Origin of the sequence: Shewanella sp. LC6 (genome assembly GCF_006385735.2) — a bacterium.
Taxonomy (GTDB): Bacteria; Pseudomonadota; Gammaproteobacteria; order Enterobacterales; family Shewanellaceae; genus Shewanella; species Shewanella xiamenensis.
Genome location: NZ_CP043902.1, coordinates 3918986 through 3943969, shown reverse-complemented (window position 1 = coordinate 3943969; position 24984 = coordinate 3918986). Strand labels below are relative to the sequence as shown.

Here is a 24984-nt window from a genome sequence, read left to right as displayed (position 1 = left end):
GTGGCGATGGCACGGCAATTGGGGTAAAATGCGCGCGACCAGCGTGATTGCGATCGCATTTCTGTGATAAATCTGCGCTAGCTCAATGCAGTAGGTTTTGTTTAAAACCTACGTATTTAGCAGGAACGCGGCGCATTGTCTTTCCTTCAAAACGTAGTGCTTGTGGATATGATTACAATTAAGAAAGGATTGGAACTGCCTATAGCAGGCGGACCAGAGCAAGTTATCCATAATGGCCCAGCCATTAAACATGTAGCTACTTTGGGTGAAGAGTATATTGGCTTACGTCCAACGATGAAGATCAAAGTGGGCGATAAAGTACAAAAAGGTCAGGTGATTTTCGAAGATAAGAAAAATCCTGGCGTAAAATATACGGCTTTAGCCAGTGGTACTATATTAGACATTAACCGGGGCGCCCAGCGTGTGCTGCAGTCTGTTGTTATTCAAGTGGAAGGTAACGAAAGCGTTTCCTTTGCTAAGTATGACGCCACTGCTCTTGATACGCTTGACTCGCAACTGGTCCGTGACAACCTGATTGAGTCAGGTTTATGGACTGCATTGCGTACTCGTCCTTTCAGCAAAGTGCCAGCCGTAGATTCTTCTGCTGCGGGTATATTTGTAACCGCCATTGATACGCAACCCCATGCTGCCGATCCCGTAGTGGTGATCCGCGAGCATAAAGAAGATTTTGCTAATGGTCTTAAAGTCTTAGCAAGACTTACCGAAGGTAAAGTTTACCTTTGCAAAGCGCCTGGCGCCGATATTCCTGCTGCTAATGCCCAAGTTGAAGAATTTGCCGGTGTTCACCCTGCAGGTCTTGTTGGTACTCATATCCATTTCCTACTTCCAGCTTCTGCAAAACGTACTGTTTGGCATGTCGGTTACCAAGATGTAATAGCCATTGGTCAGCTATTTACAACGGGTCAACTGAATACCGAACGTGTGGTTGCAATTGCCGGTCCTAAAGCGGCTAAGCCACGTTTGGTTCGCACTGTTTTAGGTGCAAGCATGACTGAGTTGACTGCTGGCGAAACCTTAGATGGTAACGTGCGTTTCATTTCAGGCTCTGTGCTGAATGGCCGTACTGCAGTTGGTCCTCAAGGATATTTAGGCCGTTACCATATGCAGGTCAGTCTGCTTGAAGAAGGTACTGAAAAAGAATTTTTGGGTTGGGTATTGCCTGGCGCCAACAAGTTCTCTATCACTCGCGCATTCCTTGGTCACTTAAGCTCTTCTCGTTTGTTCAATATGACAACGAGCACTGGTGGCTCGGACCGTGCAATGGTGCCAATCGGTAACTTTGAGCGTGTAATGCCTCTGGATATTCTTCCTACAATGTTACTGCGTGACCTGATTTCGGGTGACTTTGACGGTGCGGCTACCCTAGGCGCGTTAGAGTTAGATGAAGAAGATCTCGCACTGTGTACGTTCGTATGTCCAGGCAAATATGACTACGGTTCATATCTGCGTGACTGTTTAGATACGATCGAGAGGGAAGGCTAATGAGCTTGAAAGATTTTTTCGAACGTATTGAACCCGACTTCGAGAAAGGCGGTAAATACGAAAAGTTTTATGCCCTCTTCGAAGCGGCATACACCATTTTTTATACGCCAGGTAAAGTGAACAAGGGAAAAACCCATGTTCGCGATAACCTTGACCTAAAACGTATGATGATTACGGTTTGGGCCTGTGCATTTCCCGCGATGTTCGTCGGTATGTACAACGTAGGTTTACAAGCACAACTCGCATTAATTGCGGGTTTTGCGACCCCAGATGTATGGCAAGTGAGCTTGTTTGGCATGTTCGGTACTGAACTGACAGCAAACTCTGGTTGGCCTGCATTAATGTGGTATGGCGCCTGTTTCTTCCTACCTATCTACGCGGTGACGTTTGCTGTCGGTGGTATTTGGGAAGTGTTGTTTGCCTCTATCCGCGGTCATGAAGTTAACGAGGGTTTCTTCGTTACCTCTATCCTGTTCGCCTTAACTTTGCCAGCAACGATTCCATTATGGATGGTGGCACTAGGTATCACCTTCGGTGTGGTTGTGGCTAAGGAAGTGTTCGGTGGTACAGGGCGTAACTTCTTAAACCCAGCGCTTGCCGGTCGTGCATTCCTGTTCTTCGCTTACCCATTGAACATGTCTGGTGACACTACATGGGTTGTGGCTGACGGTTACTCTGGTGCGACTGCACTGAGTCAAGCTGCTGCGGGCAATTTGGATTATGCCTTCAACCAAAACTGGTGGGATGCGTTCTTCGGTTTCATTCCAGGTTCTGTCGGTGAAGTGTCTACGCTAGCGATTCTTTTAGGTGGTTTGGTCATCATCTATACCCGTATCGCATCATGGCGCATCGTGGGTGGTGTAATGCTGGGTATGATTGCCATTTCTACGCTGCTGAACGTTGTGGGTAGCGACACTAACCCAATGTTTGCAATGCCTTGGTACTGGCACTTAGTGTTAGGTGGTTTTGCATTTGGCATGATGTTTATGGCGACTGACCCAGTGTCTGCGTCATTCACTAACCAAGCTAAATGGGCATACGGTATCTTGATTGGTGCAATGGCTGTGTTTATCCGCGTGATTAACCCTGCGTTCCCAGAAGGCATGATGTTAGCGATTCTGTTTGCTAACTTGTTCGCGCCATTGTTCGACCACTTCGTGGTTCAGGCAAATATCAAGCGGAGGATTGCTCGTGGCTAGTAATAGAGATTCGTTCGGAAGAACGCTATTTATCGTCGTTGGCTTATGTCTAATTTGTGCGATATTTGTGTCGACTGCGGCAGTATTACTGCGCCCAACTCAAGCAGAAAATAAACTGCTTGATAAGCAAAAGTACATTCTGGAAGCTGCGGGTCTGATTGACACTAAAGCCGGTAAAGTGACTAAAGCGCAAATTTTGGAAACTTACGGTAAGCATATCGAAGCTAAGTTAGTTAACTTAAAAACTGGTGATTGGGTTGAAGGTGTTGACGCCAATACATTTGATCAACGCAAAGCGTCTCGCGATGTGAAAACCTCATTTGTACCTGAAAACGATATCGCTTCAGTTAAGCGTGTTTCAGAAGATGCAGTGGTTTATCTGGTTCGCGACGATCAAGGTAAGTTAACCAGTGTGATCCTGCCTATCCATGGTTATGGCTTGTGGTCGACTATGTATGCTTTCCTCGCGTTAGATGCTGATCTGAACACGATTCAAAGCTTAGTTTACTACGAGCAAGGCGAAACCCCTGGTCTGGGTGGTGAAGTCCAAAACGCTCAGTGGAAAGCGAAATGGCATGGTAAAAAGTTATTTGATGCGCAAGGTAATATTGCGATCAGCGTAACCAAAAACCCCGCTGTTGCTAGCACTGAATACGGTGTAGATGCATTATCCGGCGCGACTCTGACCAGTAACGGTGTTCAACACTCTCTGACGTTCTGGTTAGGTAAAGAAGGTTTTGCGAGTTTCATTGAAAAAGCACGCAATGGAGGTCTCAGCTAATGTCTGACGCTAAAGAACTGAAACAGGTTCTGACTGGACCTATCGTCAACAACAACCCGATTGCATTACAAGTCCTTGGTGTATGTAGTGCGTTAGCGGTAACGAGCAAGCTCGAAACTGCACTGGTAATGGCGTTGGCATTAACTGCGGTAACAGCGTTTTCGAACCTGTTTATCTCAATGATCCGTAATCATATTCCTAGTAGCGTACGTATTATCGTGCAGATGACCATTATTGCCTCTCTGGTAATTGTGGTTGACCAATTGCTGCAGGCTTATGCTTATCAGATTTCTAAGCAGTTATCGGTATTCGTGGGTCTTATCATTACGAACTGTATCGTAATGGGACGCGCTGAAGCCTATGCGATGAAAACACCACCAATGATGAGCTTTATGGATGGTATCGGTAACGGTTTAGGTTACGGTGCGATTCTGTTAGCCGTTGGCTTCGTGCGTGAACTGTTTGGTAACGGTTCTCTGTTCGGTGTTGAAATCCTGCACAAGATCTCTGATGGTGGTTGGTATCAACCAAATGGTTTGCTATTACTGCCACCAAGTGCGTTCTTCCTAATCGGTATGCTGATTTGGATTATTCGTACCTATAAGCCAGAGCAAGTTGAAGCAAAAGGGTAATTGAGATGGAACATTATATTAGCCTGTTAATTCGCTCTGTTTTCATCGAAAACATGGCACTGGCCTTCTTCTTAGGTATGTGTACTTTCTTAGCGGTATCAAAGAAAGTGACTACCGCGATGGGCCTAGGGATTGCGGTAGTTGTAGTGTTAACTATCTCTGTTCCTGCTAACCAAGTTATTTACCAAGGGCTGTTAGCGCCTGGCGCACTGGCTTGGGCTGGTGCACCTGAAGCTGACTTAAGCTTCTTGAAATTCATTACCTTTATCGGTGTGATTGCGGCTTTAGTTCAAATTCTGGAAATGGCACTGGATAAGTACTTTCCTCCTTTGTACAACGCGTTAGGTATCTTCTTACCTCTGATCACTGTGAACTGTGCGATTTTCGGTGCGGTATCATTCATGGTTGAGCGTGACTACAAACTGGGCGAAAGTGTGGTGTTTGGTTTCGGCTCTGGAGTAGGTTGGGCATTAGCTATCGTATTGATGGCCGGTATCCGTGAGAAGCTGAAGTATGCCGATGTGCCCAATGGCCTGCGTGGTTTAGGTATTACCTTTATCACCGCTGGTTTAATGGCCTTAGGTTTCATGTCGTTTTCTGGTGTGTCTCTGTAAGAGACACCAAACGGCTTCTTGAATTGGACCTTCTAAGGATAAGTTAATGGATATTCTTGGTATTTTTAAATCTACTCCGCTTGAGGTTTACCTCGGTGTGAGTATGTTTACTGCTATCGTCCTAGTCTTAGTGTTAGTGATTTTATTCGCTAAATCTAAGCTAGTGTCTAGCGGTGACATCACGATCGGCATCAACGACGATCCTGAAAAAGCGATTACAACCGGTGCCGGTGGCAAGCTGTTAGGCGTGCTGGCGAACAACGGTATCTTCGTATCGAGTGCCTGTGGTGGCGGTGGTTCTTGTGGCCAATGTCGCGTAGTGGTTAAGTCTGGCGGCGGTGATATTCTGCCAACAGAATTGGACCACATCAGCAAGGGTGACGCCCGTAAAGGTTGTCGTCTGTCTTGCCAGGTGAACGTTAAGAACGACATGGAAATCGAGCTTGACGAAGAAATCTTCGGTATCAAGAAGTGGGAATGTACTGTTATCTCTAACGATAACAAGGCTACCTTCATTAAAGAACTGAAGCTGCAAATTCCTGATGGTGAATCTGTTCCGTTCCGTGCGGGTGGTTACATCCAGATCGAAGCGCCAGCACACCATGTTAAATATGCTGATTTCGACGTACCAGCAAAATACCGTGGTGACTGGGAGCACTTTGGTTTCTTCAATCTTGAATCTAAAGTTGACGAAGAAACGATCCGTGCTTACTCAATGGCTAACTACCCAGAAGAGTTCGGCATCATCATGTTAAACGTGCGTATCGCAACGCCACCTCCACGTAACTTGAGCTTACCATGCGGTAAGATGTCATCTTACATTTGGAGCCTAAAGGCTGGCGATAAAGTTACTATTTCTGGTCCATTCGGTGAATTCTTCGCGAAAGATACCAATGCAGAAATGGTGTTTATCGGTGGTGGTGCGGGTATGGCACCAATGCGTTCACACATTTTCGACCAACTGAAGCGTCTGAAGTCTAAGCGTAAGATGAGCTTCTGGTACGGTGCACGTTCTAAGCGTGAAATGTTCTACGTAGAAGACTTTGACGGCTTAGCGGCTGAAAACGACAACTTCGTATGGCATGTGGCCCTGTCCGATCCTCAACCTGAGGATAACTGGGATGGTTACACAGGTTTCATCCATAACGTATTGTATGAAAACTACCTGAAAGACCATGAAGCGCCAGAAGATTGTGAGTTCTACATGTGTGGACCTCCAATGATGAACGCGGCCGTGATCGGTATGTTGAAAAATCTTGGTGTCGAAGACGAAAACATCCTATTGGATGACTTCGGCGGCTAATGTGAATTAGCCCAAGGTGAGAAGAGTTGCAGATGTGGAGTAAAGCTCTCATCTGCAACTTTTGCATTAAAGGGCATCCAAAAGAGTTGTTAGTCACTATGTTTAAAACCCTAGCGTTAAAAACCCCTGTGTTAAAAACCTCAGTGTTGAAGCATTCAGTGAACTGGCTGGTCCTTGTAGGTCTAGCCTTTTTTATTTCAGCCTGTAGCAAACAGGATGAGGTTATCTCCCTCGCGGGTAGCACAATGGGCACGACTTACCATATTAAAGTGGTTCCTAATGAGCAAATGCCTACGGCCCAGCTATTGCAGGCCGAAATTGACCTAGCCCTAGAGCAAGTCAATAACCAGATGTCGACCTATCGACCTAATTCAGAATTGTCCCGTTTCAACCAGTTACCGCTTGAGCAAAGTGTCGAAGTGTCGCCGGATACTGTCAAAGTGGTTAAAGAAGGCATGCGTTTGTATCACGTGACAGACAAAGCCTTAGACATTACCTTAGGGCCGCTGGTGAACTTATGGGGATTTGGCCCCGATAAGCGCCCAACCAAAGTGCCGACTCAAGCCGAGATTGATGCAGCTAAGGCTAAAACGGGTATCAGTGAGCTTTCTATCGAAGGCAATCGCTTAAGCAAGCATAACGCCCATTTGTACGTGGATTTGTCATCTATCGCCAAGGGCTTTGGCGTTGATAAAGTGGCTACTATTTTAGATAAATATCACGCAACGGGTTACTTAGTTGAAATTGGTGGCGAGCTGAGCATTAAAGGCACCAAAGGCGATGGCAGTTCGTGGCGTGTCGCCATAGAGAAGCCGACCGATGAGGGCATGGCGGTACAGCAGGTGATAGAACCGGGCACTATGGCCATGGCGACGTCGGGGGATTACCGCAATTATTATGAGGAAGAAGGTCAACGTTTTACCCATATAATCGATCCGCGTACCGGTTTGCCTATCAATCATAAGTTAGCATCTGTGACCGTTTTGCATAAAGAATGTATGACGGCCGATGGTTTTGCGACGGCGATGATGGTTTTAGGCACAGAAGCGTCATTGGAGCTTGCCAAGAAAGAACACTTGGCGATAATGCTAATAGAAAAGCAAGGCGAAGGATTTAAAGTCTACTACAGTGACGCCTTCAAGCCTTTCCTTAAGTAGTTGGAGTTAACATGAGCACTTTTATCGCGGCATTTGTGATTTTATTACTGTTCTTTTTGCTTATGTCGATAGGTTATCTCATCAAGCGCAAAGCCGTGGAAGGAAGCTGTGGCGGTTTAGGTGTATTAGGGATTGAAAAAGCCTGCGATTGTGATGATCCCTGCGACAAGCGTAAGCGTCGTATGGCCGCTGAAGAAGCGCGCCGAGCGAAGTTAACCAAAGACCGGATCATTTAATTATCCGCTTCAACTAAAATAGCCTCCTCTGGAGGCTATTTTTTTGCCTCAAATTTAGCATCGTTAAAATTAATCCCTGATATATGAGGAGGATAGCGGGCTAATCTAAGCGATAATGAGAATGCTTTTTATCTTTAAGTTTATGAAAAATAAAGAAAATTTGAGTTGGGTTGAAAACTGTACTAGGCTAGAGGCTTGATTTAGATCAATCTTTCACTCATATCAAGGATAGTTACTTATGAAAGGTCATCCTAAAGTGGTGGGACAACTCAATCGGGTACTTACCTGTGAGTTAACGGCCATTAATCAATATTTTCTCCACGCCAGAATGTTCAAACATTGGGGCCTCGAGAAGCTAAATCACGTCGAATACAAAAAATCCATCCAAGATATGAAGCACGCCGATAAGCTTATCGAGCGGGTATTATTTTTAGAGGGATTACCGAATCTGCAACAGCTCGAAAAACTGCGTATTGGCGAGCACACTCAAGAGATGCTCGATTGCGATTTAGCCATGGTGCAGGAACAACTCACACTGTTGCGGGATGCCATTAGCCTCTGCGAAGCCGAGCAGGATTTTGTCAGTCGTGATCTGCTCGAAGATATCCTTGAAGATGAAGAAGAGCATTTAGATTGGCTCGAATCGCAGCAGGAGCTGATTAGCTTAACCGGCATTCAAAACTATCTTCAATCGCAAATTAGTGAGTCATAGGAGCTGAATATGAAAGGTGATAAAGAAGTCATCGACGCGTTGAATCGACTCCTAACGGGAGAATTATCGGCGATGGATCAGTATTTTGTGCATGCTCATATGTACGAAGACTGGGGGCTGAACGAACTCTATCAGCGTATTGCCCACGAGTCGGATGATGAAAAAGGTCATGCGGCCAAACTGGTACAGCGTATTTTATTTCTCGAAGGCGTGCCGAATGTGGCCGCACGGGAAGCGCTCAATATCGGTTCAAACGTCGAAGAGATGCTGCGTAACGATTTGGCCTATGAATACAAGGTGGGCGATGATTTACGTAAGGTGATTGCCCTGTGTGAGTCGAAGAAAGATTACCAAACCCGTGAGATCTTAGAAGTCTTACTCGACGATACCGAATCCGACCATATGTATTGGTTAGAAAAACAACTCGGTTTGATTGACCGTATTGGTTTAGCGAATTACCTGCAAACTAAGATGTAATAGCGTCAGTAGCGCGGCTCAAACACTCAGGCCAGTCATTCCGTGACTGGCTTTTTTATTGGGATTTTGAGTATTTGGTCTAACATTCTGTAAAAGTTAGTGATAGTAATGGGATCTTCTGATGGAAGTCCTTTGTTTAGTGATTCCTATTATTTGCTAATGTCTTTTCTTTACAAATACTTGTTTACGTTTTTTCTCATCATTTCGGCTGTTGTTGGCGGGTAAAAATTGTTACCGTGTGAAACTGTTTTTGCATGATTTTTTGTTAAGTGGTTGATCAGCCAGACGGGAAGATGAATGAGATATATAAAACGTTCTCTAAGTTTGCAGTTAGTGGTCACTATCGTCGGTGCCCTTGCTGTACTTCTTACTTTAGTTGCTGCTTTGCTCGTGAATAAAGAAAGTAATAACACACGTAAGCAAGTGGATGCGGACATTTCGGCGCTCGTAGCCTTAAAGGCCAATGAGATTGGTGGTTATTTTGTGGCTAAGGGGCAAGTGATCCACTCAGTATTTGCCGAGCCAGGGCTTATCAACTGGTTTAGCCAATACCATGCCCGTGGCAGTAACTTAGCCAATGATCAGCAGTATCAAGATATTATTCGTTATTTCCGCTCGTTTTCCGACCGTGATAGCGATGTGAAGTCAGTGTTCTTCGGCTCGGCAAATACCTTTGAATATTTCGACCTCAATGGCCGTTTCGATGGCGATCCAAACTATTACACCAATAAACGTCCTTGGTGGCAGGAGGCTATCGATCAGCGCGGCCTATTTGTGGGCGATCCTGCGGTCGATGCCAACGATGGCTCGATTTCGGCCACAGTTAAAACCCCAGTCTATGGCGCCAATGGTGAGCTGATTGGGATTGGTGGTATGGATATTCTAATCGATACCATTGGCAAAACCCTGTTAGCGCCAATCAAATACCGCAATTACGGCCAAGCCTTCCTGATGACGGACGAAGGTAAGCTGGTTTATTTCCCTGGATTCTCGGATAAATTCCCGCCGGGCTCACTTGCGAATCAAATCGATAACCAGTTTAAGGACACCTCAGGCTTTACCGCCTTAAGGCAGCAAATGCAGCGCGAAGCGAAGGGCTTTGCCGAAGTCACCTTTAACGGAGTGCCGCAGCGGGTAACCTTTGTGTCCGTGGGCGGCGATTATCCAAAGCAGAAATGGCACTTAGCCTTTATGTTGCCCCATGAGGTGATTGAAGCGCCTGTGACCGAAGCCTTTTGGAATGCCTGTTTTGTTGCCTTAGGAATTATGCTCTTGGTTGGCATCACAGTATGGTTGATGTTGTTGCCCTTTAGACGCCAGCTTGGCAAATTGCTGGATGCTATGGAAGACATTGCTGAGGGTGATAGTGATTTATCCCAACGCATTTTAATGGAGCGCGAAGATGAGTTAGGCAAGCTGGGTGATGCCTTCAACCGCTTTGCCGAAAAGGTGCAGCAGATGCTGCTGCATACCCGACATCTTACTCAAGAGGTTGGCACCGGGGTGATGGATGCGCGCCAAGTGTGCGATCTAGCCGTCTCTTCAGTGTCGTCGCAAAAACAACAAATCGATTCAGTGGCCACGGCCGCTACCCAAATGGCGCAGACGAGCCAAGAAATGGCGATTAGCGCTCAACGGGCGAATGATTTTGCCGAAAAGGCACAGACTCAGGCCCATGACGGTACTCAAATTGTGTCCCGCGCGACCGAAGGCATGAAGGCATTATCGGTTCAAGTGATTGAGGCGGCTAAAGTCATCAAGGAGTTACGTAGCAGCTCAGAGCAAATTGGCGAAGTGTTAAGCGTAATCCGCAACATTGCCGACCAAACCAACTTGCTGGCGCTCAATGCGGCCATTGAGGCAGCGCGGGCGGGTGAGCAAGGCCGAGGTTTTGCTGTGGTGGCCGATGAAGTGCGAACTCTCGCATCCCGCACCCAAGATTCTACCGCCAACATTCAAGGGATTATCCAAACCCTGCAGCAGAGCGCGCTACAAGCCGAGCAGGTGATGGAGTCTGGGGTTGAGCAGGCAAGGGTCGGACAAGACTTGACCACACAAGTGGAGCAAGCCTTAAGTGATATCGCCAGTGCGATTGTGTCGATTCAGCAGCAAACGGTGGAAATTACCGTGGCGATAGGCCAGCAGGCAGTGGTTGCCGATGAAGTGGCGCAAAACGTGGTGAGCGTGCGTGGTTTATCCGATCAATCCCTATTGTCAAGCCAAGATCTCTCCCAAAGTCTACAAGGATTTGAGCAAGCAACTCGAGAACTGACACGTAATATTGGTCAATTTAAAATTTAAACGCTGTTGTTTTAAAACCAAAGGAGCCTTAGCGCTCCTTTGGCTTTTTTGGGAATGTTATGCTTGGATAAGGATGCTTGAGTCGATAGATGAACTTCGCGACTGCGTAAATATGTCCTAGATACTTGATTACTGTTTTTATATACAGTATTTTGGGTGTTGGAGGAACCTTTAGTGCGAAAAATCATTCATGTTGATATGGATTGCTACTTTGCTGCGGTGGAAATGCGAGACTTTCCCGAATACCGTGGTAAACCGCTGGCCGTTGGTGGTAGCCGTGAGCGGCGAGGGGTTATCAGCACCTGTAATTACGAAGCGCGCCGATTTGGTGTGCGCTCTGCTATGGCAACGGCTTATGCGCTTAAACTGTGCCCTGACTTAATCCTTGTCCCCGGTCGAATGCAGGTCTATAAGGAGGTATCGCAACAAATTCGCGCTATCTTCTCTCGATATACTGAATTGATTGAACCCCTCTCCCTCGATGAAGCCTACTTAGATGTTAGCGATTGCAAGCTGTTTAAGGGCTCTGCAACTCTGATTGCAGAAGCGATTCGCCATGATATTTTGGCCGAAACAGGGCTTACTGCTTCGGCTGGCGTTGCTCCTGTTAAATTCCTCGCCAAGGTGGCCTCTGACTTAAATAAACCTAATGGTTTGTATGTTATTTCGCCCGACAAGGTTCCTGAGTTTATTAAAACCTTATCCCTACGCAAGATCCCCGGTGTGGGGAAAGTCACCGCAGAAAAACTTTCCTCTTTAGGGTTGAATACCTGCGGCGATATACAAACTTATCCAAAACAAGACCTTATTACTCGTTTTGGCAAATTTGGTGCTGTATTAATTGAAAGATCCCATGGGATTGATGAGCGTGGGTTATCAGTGAGTCGCGAGCGTAAATCTGTCGGCGTTGAAACTACGTTGGCGCAGGATATTTACAGCCTCGAGCAGTGCCAGCAGGTAATGTCGGGATTAATACAAGAGTTATCAACTCGCCTAAGTCGTAGTGCCAAGGATCGACAAATCCATAAGCAGGTGGTGAAGCTTAAATTCAGTGACTTTAAACAGACCACAATCGAGCATCGCAGTGACGAGGTATCCATAGTGATGTTTTATGAGTTACTGAGCCAAGCAATGGCAAGGCAAGAGGGCCGTGGAATTCGATTACTCGGGATTTCTGTTGGACTCGCCGAGAGTAAAGATACGCTTCAGCCAATCATGGCTCGCGAGACTAAGCAGTTGGATTTGGTATTTTAATATCAATCTTACTGGGCGGATCTCGCTCAGCGCTAATCAAACCTAACTTAGTTAACGCGATAATAAGCCTTACGCAGTGCATAAATAAAAGGTACAAAAAGACCGCATTGGTGAACTCTCTGCGGCCTTTGTCATTTAAGTCTGCTTAGTGACTATTCATCTGTAGCGACTATTCACCTTTAGCGGGAATGCGCTCTAGCACGGCTAATAGTAGATCCCAGTATTGACCAACGGTGGTGATATTGACCATTTCATCTGGGCCGTGCGGATAACGGATGGTCGGGCCAATCGACACCATGTCCATTTCTGGATAGGGCTTTTTAAACAGACCACATTCAAGGCCGGCGTGGATCACCATAATAACCGGTTCTTTATTGTAGATTGACTCATAGGTCTCACGCACAATTGCCATTACCGGCGAAGTGTTGTCTGGCTTCCAACCCGGGTAAGCACCGCTAAGTTCAATATCTGCACCCGCTAAGTTGGTTAACGCAGTAAGCATGCCTTCAACTTGGCTACGGCCAGAATCGATGAGCGAGCGAATTAAGCAAAGAATGCTGACTTCTTCATCGTTAGTGCTGATCACACCAACGTTGAGTGAGGTTTCGGTTACGCCAGTTACTTCATCACTCATGCGCATTACCCCGTTAGGGCAAACATGCAATAAGTCGATAAGGGTATTTTGGCTGTTTTCGCTCATCACGCGTTTTGGCGTTGGGATTTCGCTCAATACTAAGCGCATATCTGGGTCGGCAATGGCCAGCTCGGCGCGGACTAAGGCTTCAAAAGCACGCACTTTTTCATTCAGTGCATCGACATTTTCAGCAGGTAACATAAAGCTGATATTGGCTTCGCGTGGGATAGCATTACGCAGTGAACCACCGGTAAATTGGGTTAACTCTAGGGCTAATTCATCGGCATTTTCGAACAGGAAGCGCGCCAAAATCTTGTTGGCGTTGCCACGACCCAAATGGATGTTGACCCCAGAGTGACCACCTTTTAAGCCCGATAAATGCAGGCTAAATGATGCATAACTTTGCTCCGACGCTTGCCATACCATAGGCAAAGTGATCTGAGCATCGACACCGCCAGCGCAGCCCATGTAGATCTCACCTTCTTGCTCTGAGTCGGTGTTGATCAGGATCTCGGCATCAAGCATACCTGCTTGTAGTCCAAAGGCGCCTGTCATACCGGCTTCTTCGTCAATGGTGAGCAGTACTTCGAGTGGACCGTGTTTGATGTCATCTGAGCCTAAAATCGCTAAGGCCGATGCCATACCAATGCCATTGTCGGCGCCTAAGGTTGTGCCTTTGGCTTTTACCCAGTCACCGTCAACATAGGCTTCGATAGGATCTTTGGTAAAGTCATGCACTTTGTCGGCATTTTTTTGCGGCACCATATCGATATGGGCTTGGATCACAACGACTTTACGATCTTCCATTCCCGCAGTTGCGGGTTTGCGAATGATTAAATTGCCGACGGCATCTTCTACTACATCGAGTTGCTTGCTCTTAGCCCAGGTTTGGATGTGTTGGCTGAGTGCTTGTTCATATTTGGAAGGGTGGGGAATTGCACAGATTTGTTCGAACCATTGCCATAAAGGCTGTGGGTATAACTGACTTAACGCTGTCACAGAAGGTCCCTCATCAGGTCTTGTGGGTATGGGGCAAATTTGCGCTAATCCTAACACATTCTGCTCGGGCGATTAATCATCTCGATAACTCCGTGTGCGTTTGTGGCAGCGAAAGTTGCCACCCTCTGTATTTTCGATAGTGGCAAAGCGATTTTTTGATTGGTAATTAAGCGTTATAGCGGGAATAATGCTGGCACAATAATGAAAAAGGATGGGTCATGTTTCAAGTTAACTTTATTGATGTACAAGCAGAAAATTCCATTTTTGATGGCGAAGGTTGGGATGCGGTTGTGGTGGTCACACCGGATCTCGTTTCTATCGGAATTGATGAGATCAGTTTGTTGGCCGAGCACGGTGCTAAGGTCGATAAGCGGGTTGGTAAGAGCCCGACGTTACTGTTTGCCCCCGGTTTAGCCGGTGGCCGTTTAATCATAGCGCCCGTCACTCAAGTGACTGATGATTATGCCGATGTGCGTATTTATGGCGATGCGGCAAGAGCCGCGATTGCTATCGCCAAAGACGCGGGGGCTAAGCGTCCGCTGCTTTATGTTGTTCCTTCAGCAACCCCTAAGTTTGGTTTTGCGACCGAAGTCGCGGCGTTGGCCTGTGGTCAAGAATTATGGCAAACCTTAGAGTTACGTGAGGCGACAGGTTTAACGCCGGCCTTTGAAGCGATAGGTTTATTGTCGTTATCATCTGAAAAGAGTCAATTGCTCAACGCATTAGAAGCTGGCCGTGTGTTGGCAAGAGATTTATGTGGTACTGAGCCTGAGCGTATGTCGGCGAAGGCCTTTGCTGAATATTGTTTGCAAGCCTTTAAAGGCAGTGTGATTAAAACCGCATTGGTGGAAGATCGGGATATCCTTGAACGGGATTATCCGCTGTTAAGTGCGGTGGCGCGTTCTTCCTTTGCTGTTGGCCGGCATCAACCGCGGGTGGTGAAACTCGAATATCTGCCCGACGGTGAGATTACTCGTACCTTCTTATTTGCTGGCAAAGGCGTGGTCTACGATACGGGCGGCGCCGATCTGAAAGTGGGCGGCGCAATGGCAGGCATGAGCCGCGATAAAGGCGGCGCCGCTGCAGTGGCTGGGTTATTTAAAACCTTGTCTATGCTTAAGCCTAAAGGGATCCGCGTAATTGCCGAACTGGGTTTAGTGCGTAATAGCATTGGCAGCGAAGCGTTTGTCACCGACGAAATTATCACCAGCCATGCGGGCGTGCGGGTACGCATTGGTAATACGGATGCGGAAGGGCGCTTAGTATTGGCAGACCTGTTAAGCCATCTACGGATCAAAGCAGTAACGGCTGTTAAGCCTGAGCTGTTTTCGGTTGCGACGCTCACGGGACATGTGGTGCGCTGCTACGGTAATTATCCCGCAGCGATTGAAAATGCGGTCGCTAGTGGTGCACTGTGCGCGCAGACACTTGCGTCACAAGCGAGCCACTGGGGCGAACCCTTTGAGGTTTCCACATTACGCCGTGAGGATTTTGCCAAGATCCGCGAAGTGTCTGGGGCGGCTGATATTTTATCTTCAAACAATGCGCCGTCTTCAGTAACTGCCCGCGGGCATCAATATCCTGCAGCCTTTCTACTTAAGGCGTCAGGTCTGTTTGAACACGGTGTTAATGCCGCTATTCCTTTAGCTTACACACACTTAGATATTGCGGGCAGTGCAACTGAGGGCGATCCGCTCTACGGTAAACCCACTGCCAGCCCCTTGGTTAGTTTGTATCAATATCTGATCAATCGTTAACGAAATAACGTAACAAATAGAAATAATTCTGTAATATCTTATTTATTAGGTGGTTACAGGGTTATTTCTGTTTTTATGTGATGCAGGTCGCCAATATTTTTGATGGTTTGTGTAATTTAATTACATTAAAAAGCCTTAATCAAAATAAATACAAAAAAAGCTTGTAATAAAACTACGAAAACATATAATAGTTTTCGTGGACAGGGCATTAAGCCTTTCCCCTCTAGTCTATCCAGGATGGATACCCTTCTCCAAGGACCCGAGTGACAAGTCGTCTCAACGGATTTGAGAATCTCTAGTTCCAAGGAACCGAGCCAAGCTTTACTAGAGTACTTAATCTCAACTTTACTTAGGAGTAATTGACTATGTCTTATACAGGCAACAACCATTTTTATTGGCAAAATACTTGGTTTAACACTGATGTTTTGCGTGGCGGTTTATTCGCTATGAGCTTTAAGGGCTAACTATCCCTTTAAACCTAGTTTCCATCATCCATCAACCTTTGTATCGCCTTTTTGGGCGTGTTTAGACTCAAGTAGCATATCGGTGTTTTTGCATGGGTATGCCAGGTTTTTCCCGCTAGCGCGGTAATGTACTTCCCCGAAAGGGACGCTTGAAACATGTCTTGCCTGCTCATTGAGCAGGCTTTTTTTTAGCTTTTTCTGTCGTTATGACGCAATGCCTCTCATTCCTTCCCATAAACGTAAAATTTTTTGCGGCCATCTTGCGATGACTACTCTTCGCAATAGTTAATTTAATTAGCTGTTTTTAAAACATAAAACCTTGTCATTAATCTATTCATCTTTTTGTACGACTTAAGAATGATGAATTTGTTACATTTGTCACATAAAATACAAATGCAAATCGTTCTCAATGGTGTTACCGTATGCGCACCTTGACAAAACTTGCTGAACGACTATGCGTTTTAATCTACTTCCTCTGGCGGCTGCGGTCACGCTAGCCTTGAATCCTTTGGCATTGATGGCTGAAGAACAAACCTCTTCTAAAACAGAGGCACAAGATCAAAATATCGAAAAAATCACAGTGATGGGTAAATACACTGTGAGTCGCAATATTGATACCGCGACAGGTCTAGGACTCACATTACGAGAAACGCCTCAGTCGGTCAGTATCATGACGGCAGATCGAATTGAAGATCAGGCGTTAAATACTGTGGTCGATGTGGTCAACAACACTGTGGGTTTATCATCTTCAAAAACCGACAATGTGCGTAACGGTTTTTCGGCCCGCGGTTTTACCGTGCAAAACTATCAAATTGATGGTGTGCCTTTATCTTGGAGTTTAGGCGGTGATGCTGGCGAAACGGTATCAGATGTGTCTATCTACGAGCGCGTTGAAGTCGTGCGTGGCGCTACCGGATTATTAACTGGCGCTGGCGATCCTTCCGCCTCGATTAACTTAGTGCGTAAGCATGCTGACAGTTCTGATCTTAAAGGTTATGTGGATGTCGCCACTGGAAGTTGGGATAAAAAACAAGTCACCGCGGATGTGTCTAATGGTCTGAATGAAGACGGTAGTGTGCGTGGCCGTTTGGTCGCTAAGTATGTGAATAGCGATTCCTATCAAGATCTATATCAAGACCGTAAAACCATTCTCTATGGTGTTGTCGATAGCGATATCACCGCCAACACTTTACTGCGTGTCGGTGGTAGCTATAACCACAACGATCCGAAAGGGGCGATGTGGGGCGCATTGCCCGCCGTCTTTAGCGATGGTTCTGCCACAGATTGGGATACATCGACCACTACAGCCGCCGATTGGAGCCGCTGGGAAACTAAAAACATTAACTACTTTGCTAACCTAAATCATTACTTTAGCAATGGCTGGCAAGTGGTGGCCAACTACAACCGCATGGAATATGAAACCACCACTAAGATGATTTACATGTCGGGTTTACTCGATAAAGACACGGGGGCGGGGCTTAGTGGTCAGCGTTATCACAGCCATGGTGAAAGTAACTCGAATAACTTTGATGTGCAGCTTAAGGGCGACTATGACCTCTTTGGTCAAACCCATGAGTTTGTGACGGGGGCTTTGTATAGTAAGCAAAAATCCTACGCTGATACCTATGAGCCTATCCGTGACAATATGACGGGTTGGGACTCACAAGTGGTCGATAACTTCTACAAATGGCAACAAAATCAGTTTGCTGAGCCTGAATGGTCGAGCAATGCGAACCGTCAACTGAATATGGATACCGAGCAAAAAGGTTTCTACGCGGCGACCCGCTTGACCATTACCGATGATTTTAAACTGATTGCCGGTGGACGTATTTCAAGCTGGAACCGTGAAGGCGTGAGCTATGGTACCGATACTAACTTTGGTGATGATGGCGTGTTTGTGCCCTATGTTGGCACCTTGTACGATATCAATGACGCGCATCGTATTTACGCCAGTTATACCGGGATTTTTAATCCGCAGAATAAACAGGATGCAAGTGGTGATTATCTTGACCCATTAGAGGGGAAAGCATATGAGATTGGTTTAAAAAGTGCGTATTTAGATGACCGTCTGCACACATCGTTAGCATTGTTTAAAATCGATCAGGATAACTTTGGTAAACAAGACCCGGACTTTGTACCGACTGAAGAGCAAATCGCCAACGGCCAAACGACCGCATACTATGCTATCCAAGGTACGGAAAGTAAGGGCTTCGAGTTAGAAGTGGTTGGGGAGTTTATCGACGGTTGGAATATTTCAGCTGGCTATTCACAATTTAAAGCCGAAGATGCTGAAGGAAATAAGTTGGATACAACCAGTCCACGTAAGCAATTTAAACTGTTTACTACCTATCAATTTGTGGATTTATTGCCAGAGTTAACCATTGGTGGTGGAGTGAATTGGCAAAGCGACAGTTATTCTACAGGTGGCAATGTCACTATCACGCAGGATGCCTATTCTTTGGTGAATCTAATGGCGCGCTACGATCTGGCTGAAAACATGGATTTGCAGTTTAACGTAGAGAATTTGCTGGATGAGAAATATTACGCTTATATGTCAACCTCTAGTTATTTACCAGAAGCTTACAGTGTGTATCACTACGGTGCTCCACGTAACTTTACCGTCAGCTTTAACTATCGCTTTTAAGCATTTTTCCCGTTGAACTCAAAAAGCCGATGCCCTTAAGGGCGCTGGCTTTTTGCTATCGACTTCGATCCCATAGGCTGCGCAGATGCAGCCTAATATGCCTGTATGGGAAAACCATTGTACTGTTTTGTGATTATTTCGCTTTAAAAACAATGCGCTGTTAATCCTGAACGACGTTTGAATTTTTCCTAGATTAAGACTGGTATGCTAACCCCTATTTACAGTGAACTTTAATGTAAATTAAGTGCGGTGGTTTTTTGTTCTGTTTAGCGATTTCTATCAATAAAATCCCTATCAATTTTCTGGCCTGACCAGCACAAACTCCCTATAATCCCCTGCGAAAAACACTGCTACATAGTGTTTACATTTTTAGACCCTACCTACTTAAAAATAAAAGGAACCCAGTTCCATGTTAGAAAAGCTGTTCAAACTGAAACAAAATCAAACGAGCCTCAAGCAGGAAGCGATAGCAGGTTTGACAACATTTATGACGATGGCCTACATCATTTTTGTGAATCCCATGATGTTAGCCGATGCGGGTATGGATCATGGCGCCGTGTTTGTGGCTACCTGTTTAGCTGCGGCCGTAGGTTGTATCGTGATGGGTCTGATGGCGAATTATCCTATCGCGCTCGCCCCAGGTATGGGACTCAATGCCTTTTTTACCTACACTGTGGTGGGTGAGATGGGCTACAGCTGGGAAACGGCACTCGGTGCGGTTTTCTTATCGGGGATCTGCTTTCTAATCCTATCTTTAGTGCGTATTCGCGAGTGGATTGTTAACAGTATTCCTATGTCGCTGCGTATTGGTATTGCTGCGGGTATTGGTCTGTTCTTAGCGCTGATCGGCCTTAAGAGTGCAGGCATTGTAGTGGCAAGCCCTGCAACCTTAGTGACCATGGGCGATATTACTGCGTTTCCGGCGGTGATGGCTGTATTAGGTTTCTTCCTGATTATTGCTATGGTGCAGCGTGGCATGAAGTCAGCGGTGATTTTAAGTATCCTGATCATTACTGGGCTTGGATTGGTGTTTGGCGATGTGCATTACAACGGCATCGTCTCTATGCCGCCTTCAATTGCGCCCACGTTTATGGCGATGGATTTATCCCAAGTGTTTGAAGTAACGATGCTCTCAGTGGTGTTTGCCTTCTTATTTGTGGATTTGTTTGATACTTCAGGCACCTTGGTTGCGGTTGCACAGCGTGGTGGCTTTCTCGATGAAAAGGGCCGTTTACCTCGATTAAATCGTGCCTTAACCGCTGACAGTTTAGCGACGATTGCGGGAGCAGCTTTGGGGACTTCTACCACCACCAGTTATATCGAAAGTACTGCTGGGGTGAGTGCGGGCGGTCGAACTGGCTTAACGGCGGTGGTGGTTGGTTTGCTGTTTATCTTGGCATTATTTTTATCGCCTTTAGCAGGGATGATCCCCGCCTATGCCACGGCAGGTACGCTGTTTTATGTGGCTATTCTGATGATGTCAGGGTTGGTTCACGTTGAATGGGAAGACTTAACTGAGGCTGCGCCTGTAGTCGTGGTGTGTATCCTGATGCCGCTGACCTTCTCGATTGCGACGGGGATTGCACTGGGAATTATTTCCTATGCGGCCATCAAACTGTTAACGGGTCGGTTTAGCGATTTAAATATCGGTGTGCTTGTGCTCGCGGCGATGTTTATTGCGAAATTTATTTACGGCTGATACTTAGAACGAGTTGCCGTTTAAGGGATATTTTTTGAGGGTCATCTAATCGATGGCCCTTTTTAATGCGCGATCCCAAGCAGAATTGAAAATTTCTACCCGCATCCAGCCCTCTGACTACCAATTATCTAGCGGATTAGGTATAAGGATTGTACGGTTATTTTCTACAAATGAATAATGAACTTAAGTGAGATAGCGTATCGCCGCGTGGTGGTGAAGTTGGGGACGAGTGTGCTGACCTCTGGCAGTAAACAGCTAGATAAAGCCCATATGGTTGAGCTTGCTCGTCAAATGGCCGCACTGATGAGATCAGGGGTCGAAGTCGTATTATGTACTTCTGGGGCAATTGCCGCAGGACGCGAACATCTCCAATACCCGGTATTGCCCGACACTATGGCTAACAAACAGTTATTAGCCGCTGTCGGGCAGAGTCAGCTTATTCTCGCTTGGGCGCAACTCTTTAGCATCTACGGTTTACATGTGGGCCAATTGCTGTTGACCCGTGCAGACCTACACGATAGAGAGCGCTATTTGAATGCCCGCGATACGCTTAATGCCTTGCTGGCACACAATATTATCCCCATCATCAATGAAAATGATGCGGTTGCAACTAACGAAATCAAAGTGGGTGACAACGACAACTTGTCAGCGCGCGCAGCATTGCTGTGTGATGCTGATCTGTTGATTTTGTTGACGGATCAAAAGGGCTTATTCGATGCTGATCCACGCACCAATCCCAATGCCAAACTGATTTCGCAGGTTGAGAAAATTGATGACAGTTTGCGCCTGTTAGCGGGTGGTTCGGTCTCGGGGTTAGGCACCGGGGGGATGTCGACTAAGCTCGAAGCGGCCGATATCGCTCGTCGTGCGGGGATTGAAGTGGTCATTGCCTCGGGCCATCATCCTGATGTGATTAAAAAGGTGGTCGCTAAAGAATCCATTGGCACCCATTTTAGTGCCATCGAAAATCCGTTAGAGAGCCGTAAACAGTGGATTTTAGCGGGACCCGCCGCCCAAGGTTCACTGGTGCTCGATGCGGGCGCCGTTAAAGCCGTGACCGAAAAAGGTCGCAGCCTGTTATCGAAGGGCATTATTGGCGTTAAAGGGGAATTTGAACGCGGGGCAACCCTGCAATTGGTTGACCAAAAAGGCAAAATCATTGCCAGAGGCATAACTCGTTACTGTGGTGAGGCCTTAGGGTTAATTGCAGGTAAACATTCCGACGAAATCGAGTCTGTACTCGGTTACGATTATGGTGACGCAATAGTGCACCGCAACGACATGGTCGTCTTATAAGCGAGGTCTGTTTTGAGTCAAACTAATCAAGCGCAATATTTACAACAACTGGGTAGTCAAGCTAAGCAAGCCAGCTATGCCTTAGCAAATCTAAGCGCCGCACAGAAAGCGGATTTACTCGAGGCGATTGCCGAGGCCTTGACGCAGAACACTCAGGCTATTCTTGCGGCGAACGCCAAGGACGTTGTAGCCGCAAAGGCTGATGGTTTGAGTGATGCGATGATCGACCGTCTATTACTGACCGAGTCGCGCCTAGCGGGGATTATCGGTGACATTAGCGATGTGGTTCGCCTTGCCGATCCCGTTGGCGAAGAGTTCGGTAGCCGAGTGTTGGACAATGGCTTAAGGCTCACGCGCCGCCGAGTCCCGCTTGGGGTGATTGGGGTTATCTATGAGGCACGGCCGAATGTAACGGTCGATATTGCGGTGTTGGCACTTAAAACCGGTAATGCGGTGATTTTACGTGGCGGAAAAGAGACCCTCGAATCCAACAAACTGATTAGTGAAGTGATCCGTGGCGCGATTGCAAGCCAAGGGCTGCCTGTCGATGCGGTGCAATTGATTGATTCTCCCGATAGAGCCTTAGTCACAGGGTTACTTAAGCTCGACCAATATGTCGATATGATAGTCCCCCGTGGCGGACAAGCCTTACAGCGTCTTTGCGCCGAGCAAGCGACAATTCCGGTGATTTTAGGTGGCATTGGGATCTGCCATCTGTATGTCGATAAACATGCCGATCTTGAGCGGGCTCTTGAGGTGATTGCCAACGCAAAAGTGCAGCGCCCAACGGTATGCAACGCTCTGGATACCTTGCTGGTGGATAACGCTGTTGCCGAGCGCTTTGTGCCACAAATTGCCGAATACTTACATCGTTTAGGTGTGCGTTTTTCGGTGTGCGAACAAAGCTATACACTGCTCGATGGGTTGGGGTTTGATATTTCCCCGGCAACGGAGCAAAGCTTTGCGACCGAATGGTTATCTTTGACCTTAGGCATTAAAGTGGTGAGTGATATTCATGCAGCAATTGCCCATATCCGTACCTATTCCAGTGGACACTCTGAGGCGATTCTGACCGATGATATCCATGCTGCAACGTATTTTATGAATGAGGTTAATTCGGCCGCTGTGTATGTAAATGCCAGTACCCGCTTTACCGATGGCGGCCAATTTGGCCTAGGTGCCGAGGTGGCAGTGAGTACGCAAAAGCTCCATGCCCGTGGTCCAATGGGGCTTGAGGCGCTAACCACCTATAAGTGGTTAGCGTGGGGCGATTATACGAGTCGTTCATAGCCTGATTGGTACACTAAAAAGCCGCTGAAAAGCGGCTTTTTAGTGGTAAATCTTTATCTTAGTGGATAAGTGGGGTATAGGTGGCAATCAGCCATAAACATACAAAAGCGATTGACATCACTGTGGTGAATTTTCGAAAGGGCCGGATATATTCCAAGGTATAGATAAAATACTTCTCTTGCACTTTGCGAGTCAGTAATACCGACGGAAGTAAAAAACTGCAATAGAGCATCACCACCATGGTGGTAAAACCATTCCCCCAAAAATGCTCGTAGATAAAAAGGGCGATACACACCAGCATGGCAACCCAACCGATAGGGGTTATGCCATCTTCTTGATTCCAATGGGTTGATTTTTCCATATGACTATCCTTAGTCACTTAACCGATTGTTTAATTTATAGACGGTTAAGGGGGGCTTTTCAATGATTTTATGGATAGCGTGTAAAAGAATTTTCTAGACCGAGTTTAAGTTATAGGGTTTTAATATCGGCAAATGATCCGCGGCACAACTTCGCTAAGTCATTTGCAGCGAGACATATCTCAAGCCCACGGCGACCAGCACTGACATAGATGTTGTCAAATTGCTTCGCAGTTTCATCAATCAGCGTTGGCAGTTGCTTCTTTTGCGCTAACGGGCTGATCCCTCCAACCAAATAGCCGGAAGACTTTTGCGCTAAATCCGCATCGGCCATTTGCAGTTTTTTCTGGCCTAAACATTTGGCTACGGCTTTTAAATTGAGTTGATGATCAACCGGAACGAGCGCAACCGCAAGCGGCGAATGCGCTTTATCGGTCGCGACCAGTAAGGTTTTAAATACCTGCGCGGGAGCGAGGCCTAATACATTGGCGGCTTCTTCGCCGTAGGCGGCGCAGTGTGGGTCGTGGCTGTATTCTAAGATTTCAAAGGGGATTTTGGCTTTCTTTGCCATTTGTACGGCAGGTGTCATGCTTTACTCCTTGCGTCAATTTCTGGGGCAATAAAAGTCCGCCATAGTAGCTCTTTATTGGCGTTTAAAATGTTAGCTCGGGCATAAATTATCTATACCCGAGTAAGGCACCTTATCCGTTGCTTAGTCCGCAAGTTTGGTATTGAGTTTGGTTTTGCGCTCCAGATAGCGCGGGAATAACTGCTGCAACATCATGCCGCTTAAAATAAAGCCTAGGCCAATGTAGGTTGCGGTGGCGATGGTTTCTTGCAAAATCCAAGCAATAAAACCAATCGACATCACCGGCGATAAAAACACTAAGGTGCTGATATTGGCGGTACGAGTCGCAGTTTTAAGCGCCATTAACCAGAGTACAAAGGTAATCCCCATTTCAAATAAGCCGACATACATCCCCGCCATCACGGCTTTAATGCTAAAGCTAGGGATCGCATCGGTAAGTAACAGCGTGATGGTAATAAAGGGTAAACCGATTAAAAAGCTCAACAGTAGGCTGACGACGGGGTCGCCTTGATCTTTGGTGTTCACAATCCAATATAGGCACCAGAGCAGGGTGCTAGTCAGCGCCAGCCCAATGCCAAGGGGGCTATCGAAGCGAAAACCGCTAATATCGCCGCCAGTGGCAATAATAAATACCCCAGAGTAGGCAATCAGTGCCGCAATCATATCGCTCTTACGTAAATGTTGTTTTAGCAGTGGCGCAGCTAACAGCGGTAGCAATACCGCCCAGGTATAATTAAGTGAGAGCGCCTGCTGGGCGGGTAACAGTGAATAGGCTTTAAACAGCACCACATAATAAAGAAAGGGATTAATCAGCCCAGTGATCAGATAAAAAGTCGGGCGACGTAACAGCTGCGCTTTAAGTAGCGGTAGCTTTTTTTGCCAAGCGAGAATGGCGCCAAGGGCGACGATAGAGGTGAGTACCGCCACAAACACCAGTTGCAACGGGCTATAAAATCCGAGGGCAATCTTAAAGGCGGTTGCCACCGTCGACCAGAGGAATACCGCAGCCATGCCGTACACATACGCCAAATTTGAAGACTTCACACTCTTACCTTATGTACTTAAACCGCCACTCAATGTGCGC

At 46.7% G+C, this 24984-nt stretch carries 21 protein-coding genes; 17 read left to right on the top strand and 4 right to left on the bottom strand.

The features are described from left to right. Positions 1-168 precede the first annotated feature (168 nt). The 12 genes from FJD32_RS17755 (at position 169) to dinB (ending at position 12169) form a co-directional block, all read left to right on the top strand. The gene (locus FJD32_RS17755) at positions 169-1503 is read left to right on the top strand and encodes a Na(+)-translocating NADH-quinone reductase subunit A (RefSeq protein WP_037415063.1); all 1335 of its coding nucleotides are present in this window, start codon (positions 169-171) and stop codon (positions 1501-1503) included. After that, positions 1503-2702 carry an NADH:ubiquinone reductase (Na(+)-transporting) subunit B gene (locus tag FJD32_RS17750; protein WP_037415023.1) on the top strand — a complete coding sequence of 400 codons (1200 nt, stop codon included), beginning with the start codon at positions 1503-1505 and terminating at the stop codon, positions 2700-2702. The genes FJD32_RS17755 and FJD32_RS17750 overlap by 1 nt, the downstream gene beginning before the upstream one ends. Further along, entirely contained in the window at positions 2695-3483 is a 789-nt protein-coding gene (locus FJD32_RS17745) for a Na(+)-translocating NADH-quinone reductase subunit C (protein ID WP_037415022.1), read from the top strand. Before FJD32_RS17750 ends, FJD32_RS17745 begins: the two co-directional genes overlap by 8 nt. After that, the gene (locus FJD32_RS17740) at positions 3483-4115 is read left to right on the top strand and encodes an NADH:ubiquinone reductase (Na(+)-transporting) subunit D (protein ID WP_037415013.1); all 633 of its coding nucleotides are present in this window, start codon (positions 3483-3485) and stop codon (positions 4113-4115) included. The genes FJD32_RS17745 and FJD32_RS17740 overlap by 1 nt, the downstream gene beginning before the upstream one ends. A gap of 5 nt (positions 4116-4120) precedes the next feature. Beyond that, positions 4121-4729, top strand: a complete 609-nt coding sequence (nqrE, locus tag FJD32_RS17735; protein ID WP_006080469.1) for an NADH:ubiquinone reductase (Na(+)-transporting) subunit E — start codon at positions 4121-4123, stop codon at positions 4727-4729. A gap of 46 nt (positions 4730-4775) precedes the next feature. After that, positions 4776-6032, top strand: coding sequence for an NADH:ubiquinone reductase (Na(+)-transporting) subunit F (nqrF, locus tag FJD32_RS17730; protein WP_037427058.1), 1257 nt, complete (start codon positions 4776-4778; stop codon positions 6030-6032). A gap of 98 nt (positions 6033-6130) precedes the next feature. Beyond that, the gene (locus FJD32_RS17725; RefSeq protein WP_037415060.1) at positions 6131-7189 is read left to right on the top strand and encodes an FAD:protein FMN transferase; all 1059 of its coding nucleotides are present in this window, start codon (positions 6131-6133) and stop codon (positions 7187-7189) included. Between the two features lie 11 nt (positions 7190-7200). After that, positions 7201-7425 carry a (Na+)-NQR maturation NqrM gene (gene nqrM / locus FJD32_RS17720; RefSeq protein ID WP_011071354.1) on the top strand — a complete coding sequence of 75 codons (225 nt, stop codon included), beginning with the start codon at positions 7201-7203 and terminating at the stop codon, positions 7423-7425. A gap of 238 nt (positions 7426-7663) precedes the next feature. Further along, positions 7664-8137: a bacterioferritin gene (bfr, locus tag FJD32_RS17715; protein ID WP_069453372.1), complete on the top strand. Its 474-nt coding sequence runs from the start codon at positions 7664-7666 to the stop codon at positions 8135-8137. 9 nt (positions 8138-8146) lie between these two features. Further along, on the top strand, positions 8147-8614 hold the full coding sequence (gene bfr, locus FJD32_RS17710) for a bacterioferritin (RefSeq protein WP_088586012.1): 468 nt from the start codon (positions 8147-8149) through the stop codon (positions 8612-8614). 297 nt (positions 8615-8911) lie between these two features. After that, entirely contained in the window at positions 8912-10915 is a 2004-nt protein-coding gene (locus tag FJD32_RS17705) for a methyl-accepting chemotaxis protein (protein WP_069453370.1), read from the top strand. Between the two features lie 174 nt (positions 10916-11089). Beyond that, on the top strand, positions 11090-12169 hold the full coding sequence (gene dinB / locus FJD32_RS17700) for a DNA polymerase IV (RefSeq protein ID WP_069453369.1): 1080 nt from the start codon (positions 11090-11092) through the stop codon (positions 12167-12169). 169 nt (positions 12170-12338) lie between these two features. On the opposite strand, the gene FJD32_RS17695 is transcribed toward dinB, so the two are convergent. Then, a complete protein-coding gene (locus tag FJD32_RS17695; RefSeq protein WP_037427053.1) occupies positions 12339-13802 on the bottom strand; it encodes an aminoacyl-histidine dipeptidase in 1464 nt (487 codons plus the stop codon). A gap of 218 nt (positions 13803-14020) precedes the next feature. Between FJD32_RS17695 and FJD32_RS17690 the strand changes: the two genes are divergently transcribed. The 5 genes from FJD32_RS17690 to FJD32_RS17670 all read left to right on the top strand — a co-directional run bounded on the left by FJD32_RS17690 (position 14021) and on the right by FJD32_RS17670 (position 22952). Beyond that, the gene (locus FJD32_RS17690) at positions 14021-15559 is read left to right on the top strand and encodes a peptidase M17 (protein WP_037427051.1); all 1539 of its coding nucleotides are present in this window, start codon (positions 14021-14023) and stop codon (positions 15557-15559) included. A 918-nt stretch (positions 15560-16477) separates the two neighbouring features. After that, complete coding sequence (locus FJD32_RS17685; protein ID WP_055647154.1) at positions 16478-18667, top strand: TonB-dependent siderophore receptor; 2190 nt, start codon at positions 16478-16480, stop codon at positions 18665-18667. A 409-nt stretch (positions 18668-19076) separates the two neighbouring features. After that, positions 19077-20366: an NCS2 family permease gene (locus tag FJD32_RS17680; RefSeq protein WP_037414991.1), complete on the top strand. Its 1290-nt coding sequence runs from the start codon at positions 19077-19079 to the stop codon at positions 20364-20366. Between the two features lie 177 nt (positions 20367-20543). Beyond that, a complete protein-coding gene (gene proB / locus FJD32_RS17675; protein ID WP_037414989.1) occupies positions 20544-21662 on the top strand; it encodes a glutamate 5-kinase in 1119 nt (372 codons plus the stop codon). A 12-nt stretch (positions 21663-21674) separates the two neighbouring features. Next, complete coding sequence (locus FJD32_RS17670) at positions 21675-22952, top strand: glutamate-5-semialdehyde dehydrogenase (RefSeq protein WP_088586011.1); 1278 nt, start codon at positions 21675-21677, stop codon at positions 22950-22952. A 58-nt stretch (positions 22953-23010) separates the two neighbouring features. Here the strand turns inward: FJD32_RS17670 and FJD32_RS17665 are convergent, their stop codons facing one another. The 3 genes from FJD32_RS17665 to FJD32_RS17655 all read right to left on the bottom strand — a co-directional run bounded on the left by FJD32_RS17665 (position 23011) and on the right by FJD32_RS17655 (position 24944). Beyond that, the gene (locus FJD32_RS17665) at positions 23011-23313 is read right to left on the bottom strand and encodes a hypothetical protein (protein WP_088586010.1); all 303 of its coding nucleotides are present in this window, start codon (positions 23311-23313) and stop codon (positions 23011-23013) included. A 110-nt stretch (positions 23314-23423) separates the two neighbouring features. Beyond that, positions 23424-23900 carry a Cys-tRNA(Pro) deacylase gene (gene ybaK / locus FJD32_RS17660; RefSeq protein WP_088586009.1) on the bottom strand — a complete coding sequence of 159 codons (477 nt, stop codon included), beginning with the start codon at positions 23898-23900 and terminating at the stop codon, positions 23424-23426. A 123-nt stretch (positions 23901-24023) separates the two neighbouring features. Next, positions 24024-24944 carry a DMT family transporter gene (locus FJD32_RS17655; RefSeq protein WP_037430408.1) on the bottom strand — a complete coding sequence of 307 codons (921 nt, stop codon included), beginning with the start codon at positions 24942-24944 and terminating at the stop codon, positions 24024-24026. Positions 24945-24984: the final 40 nt, after the last annotated feature.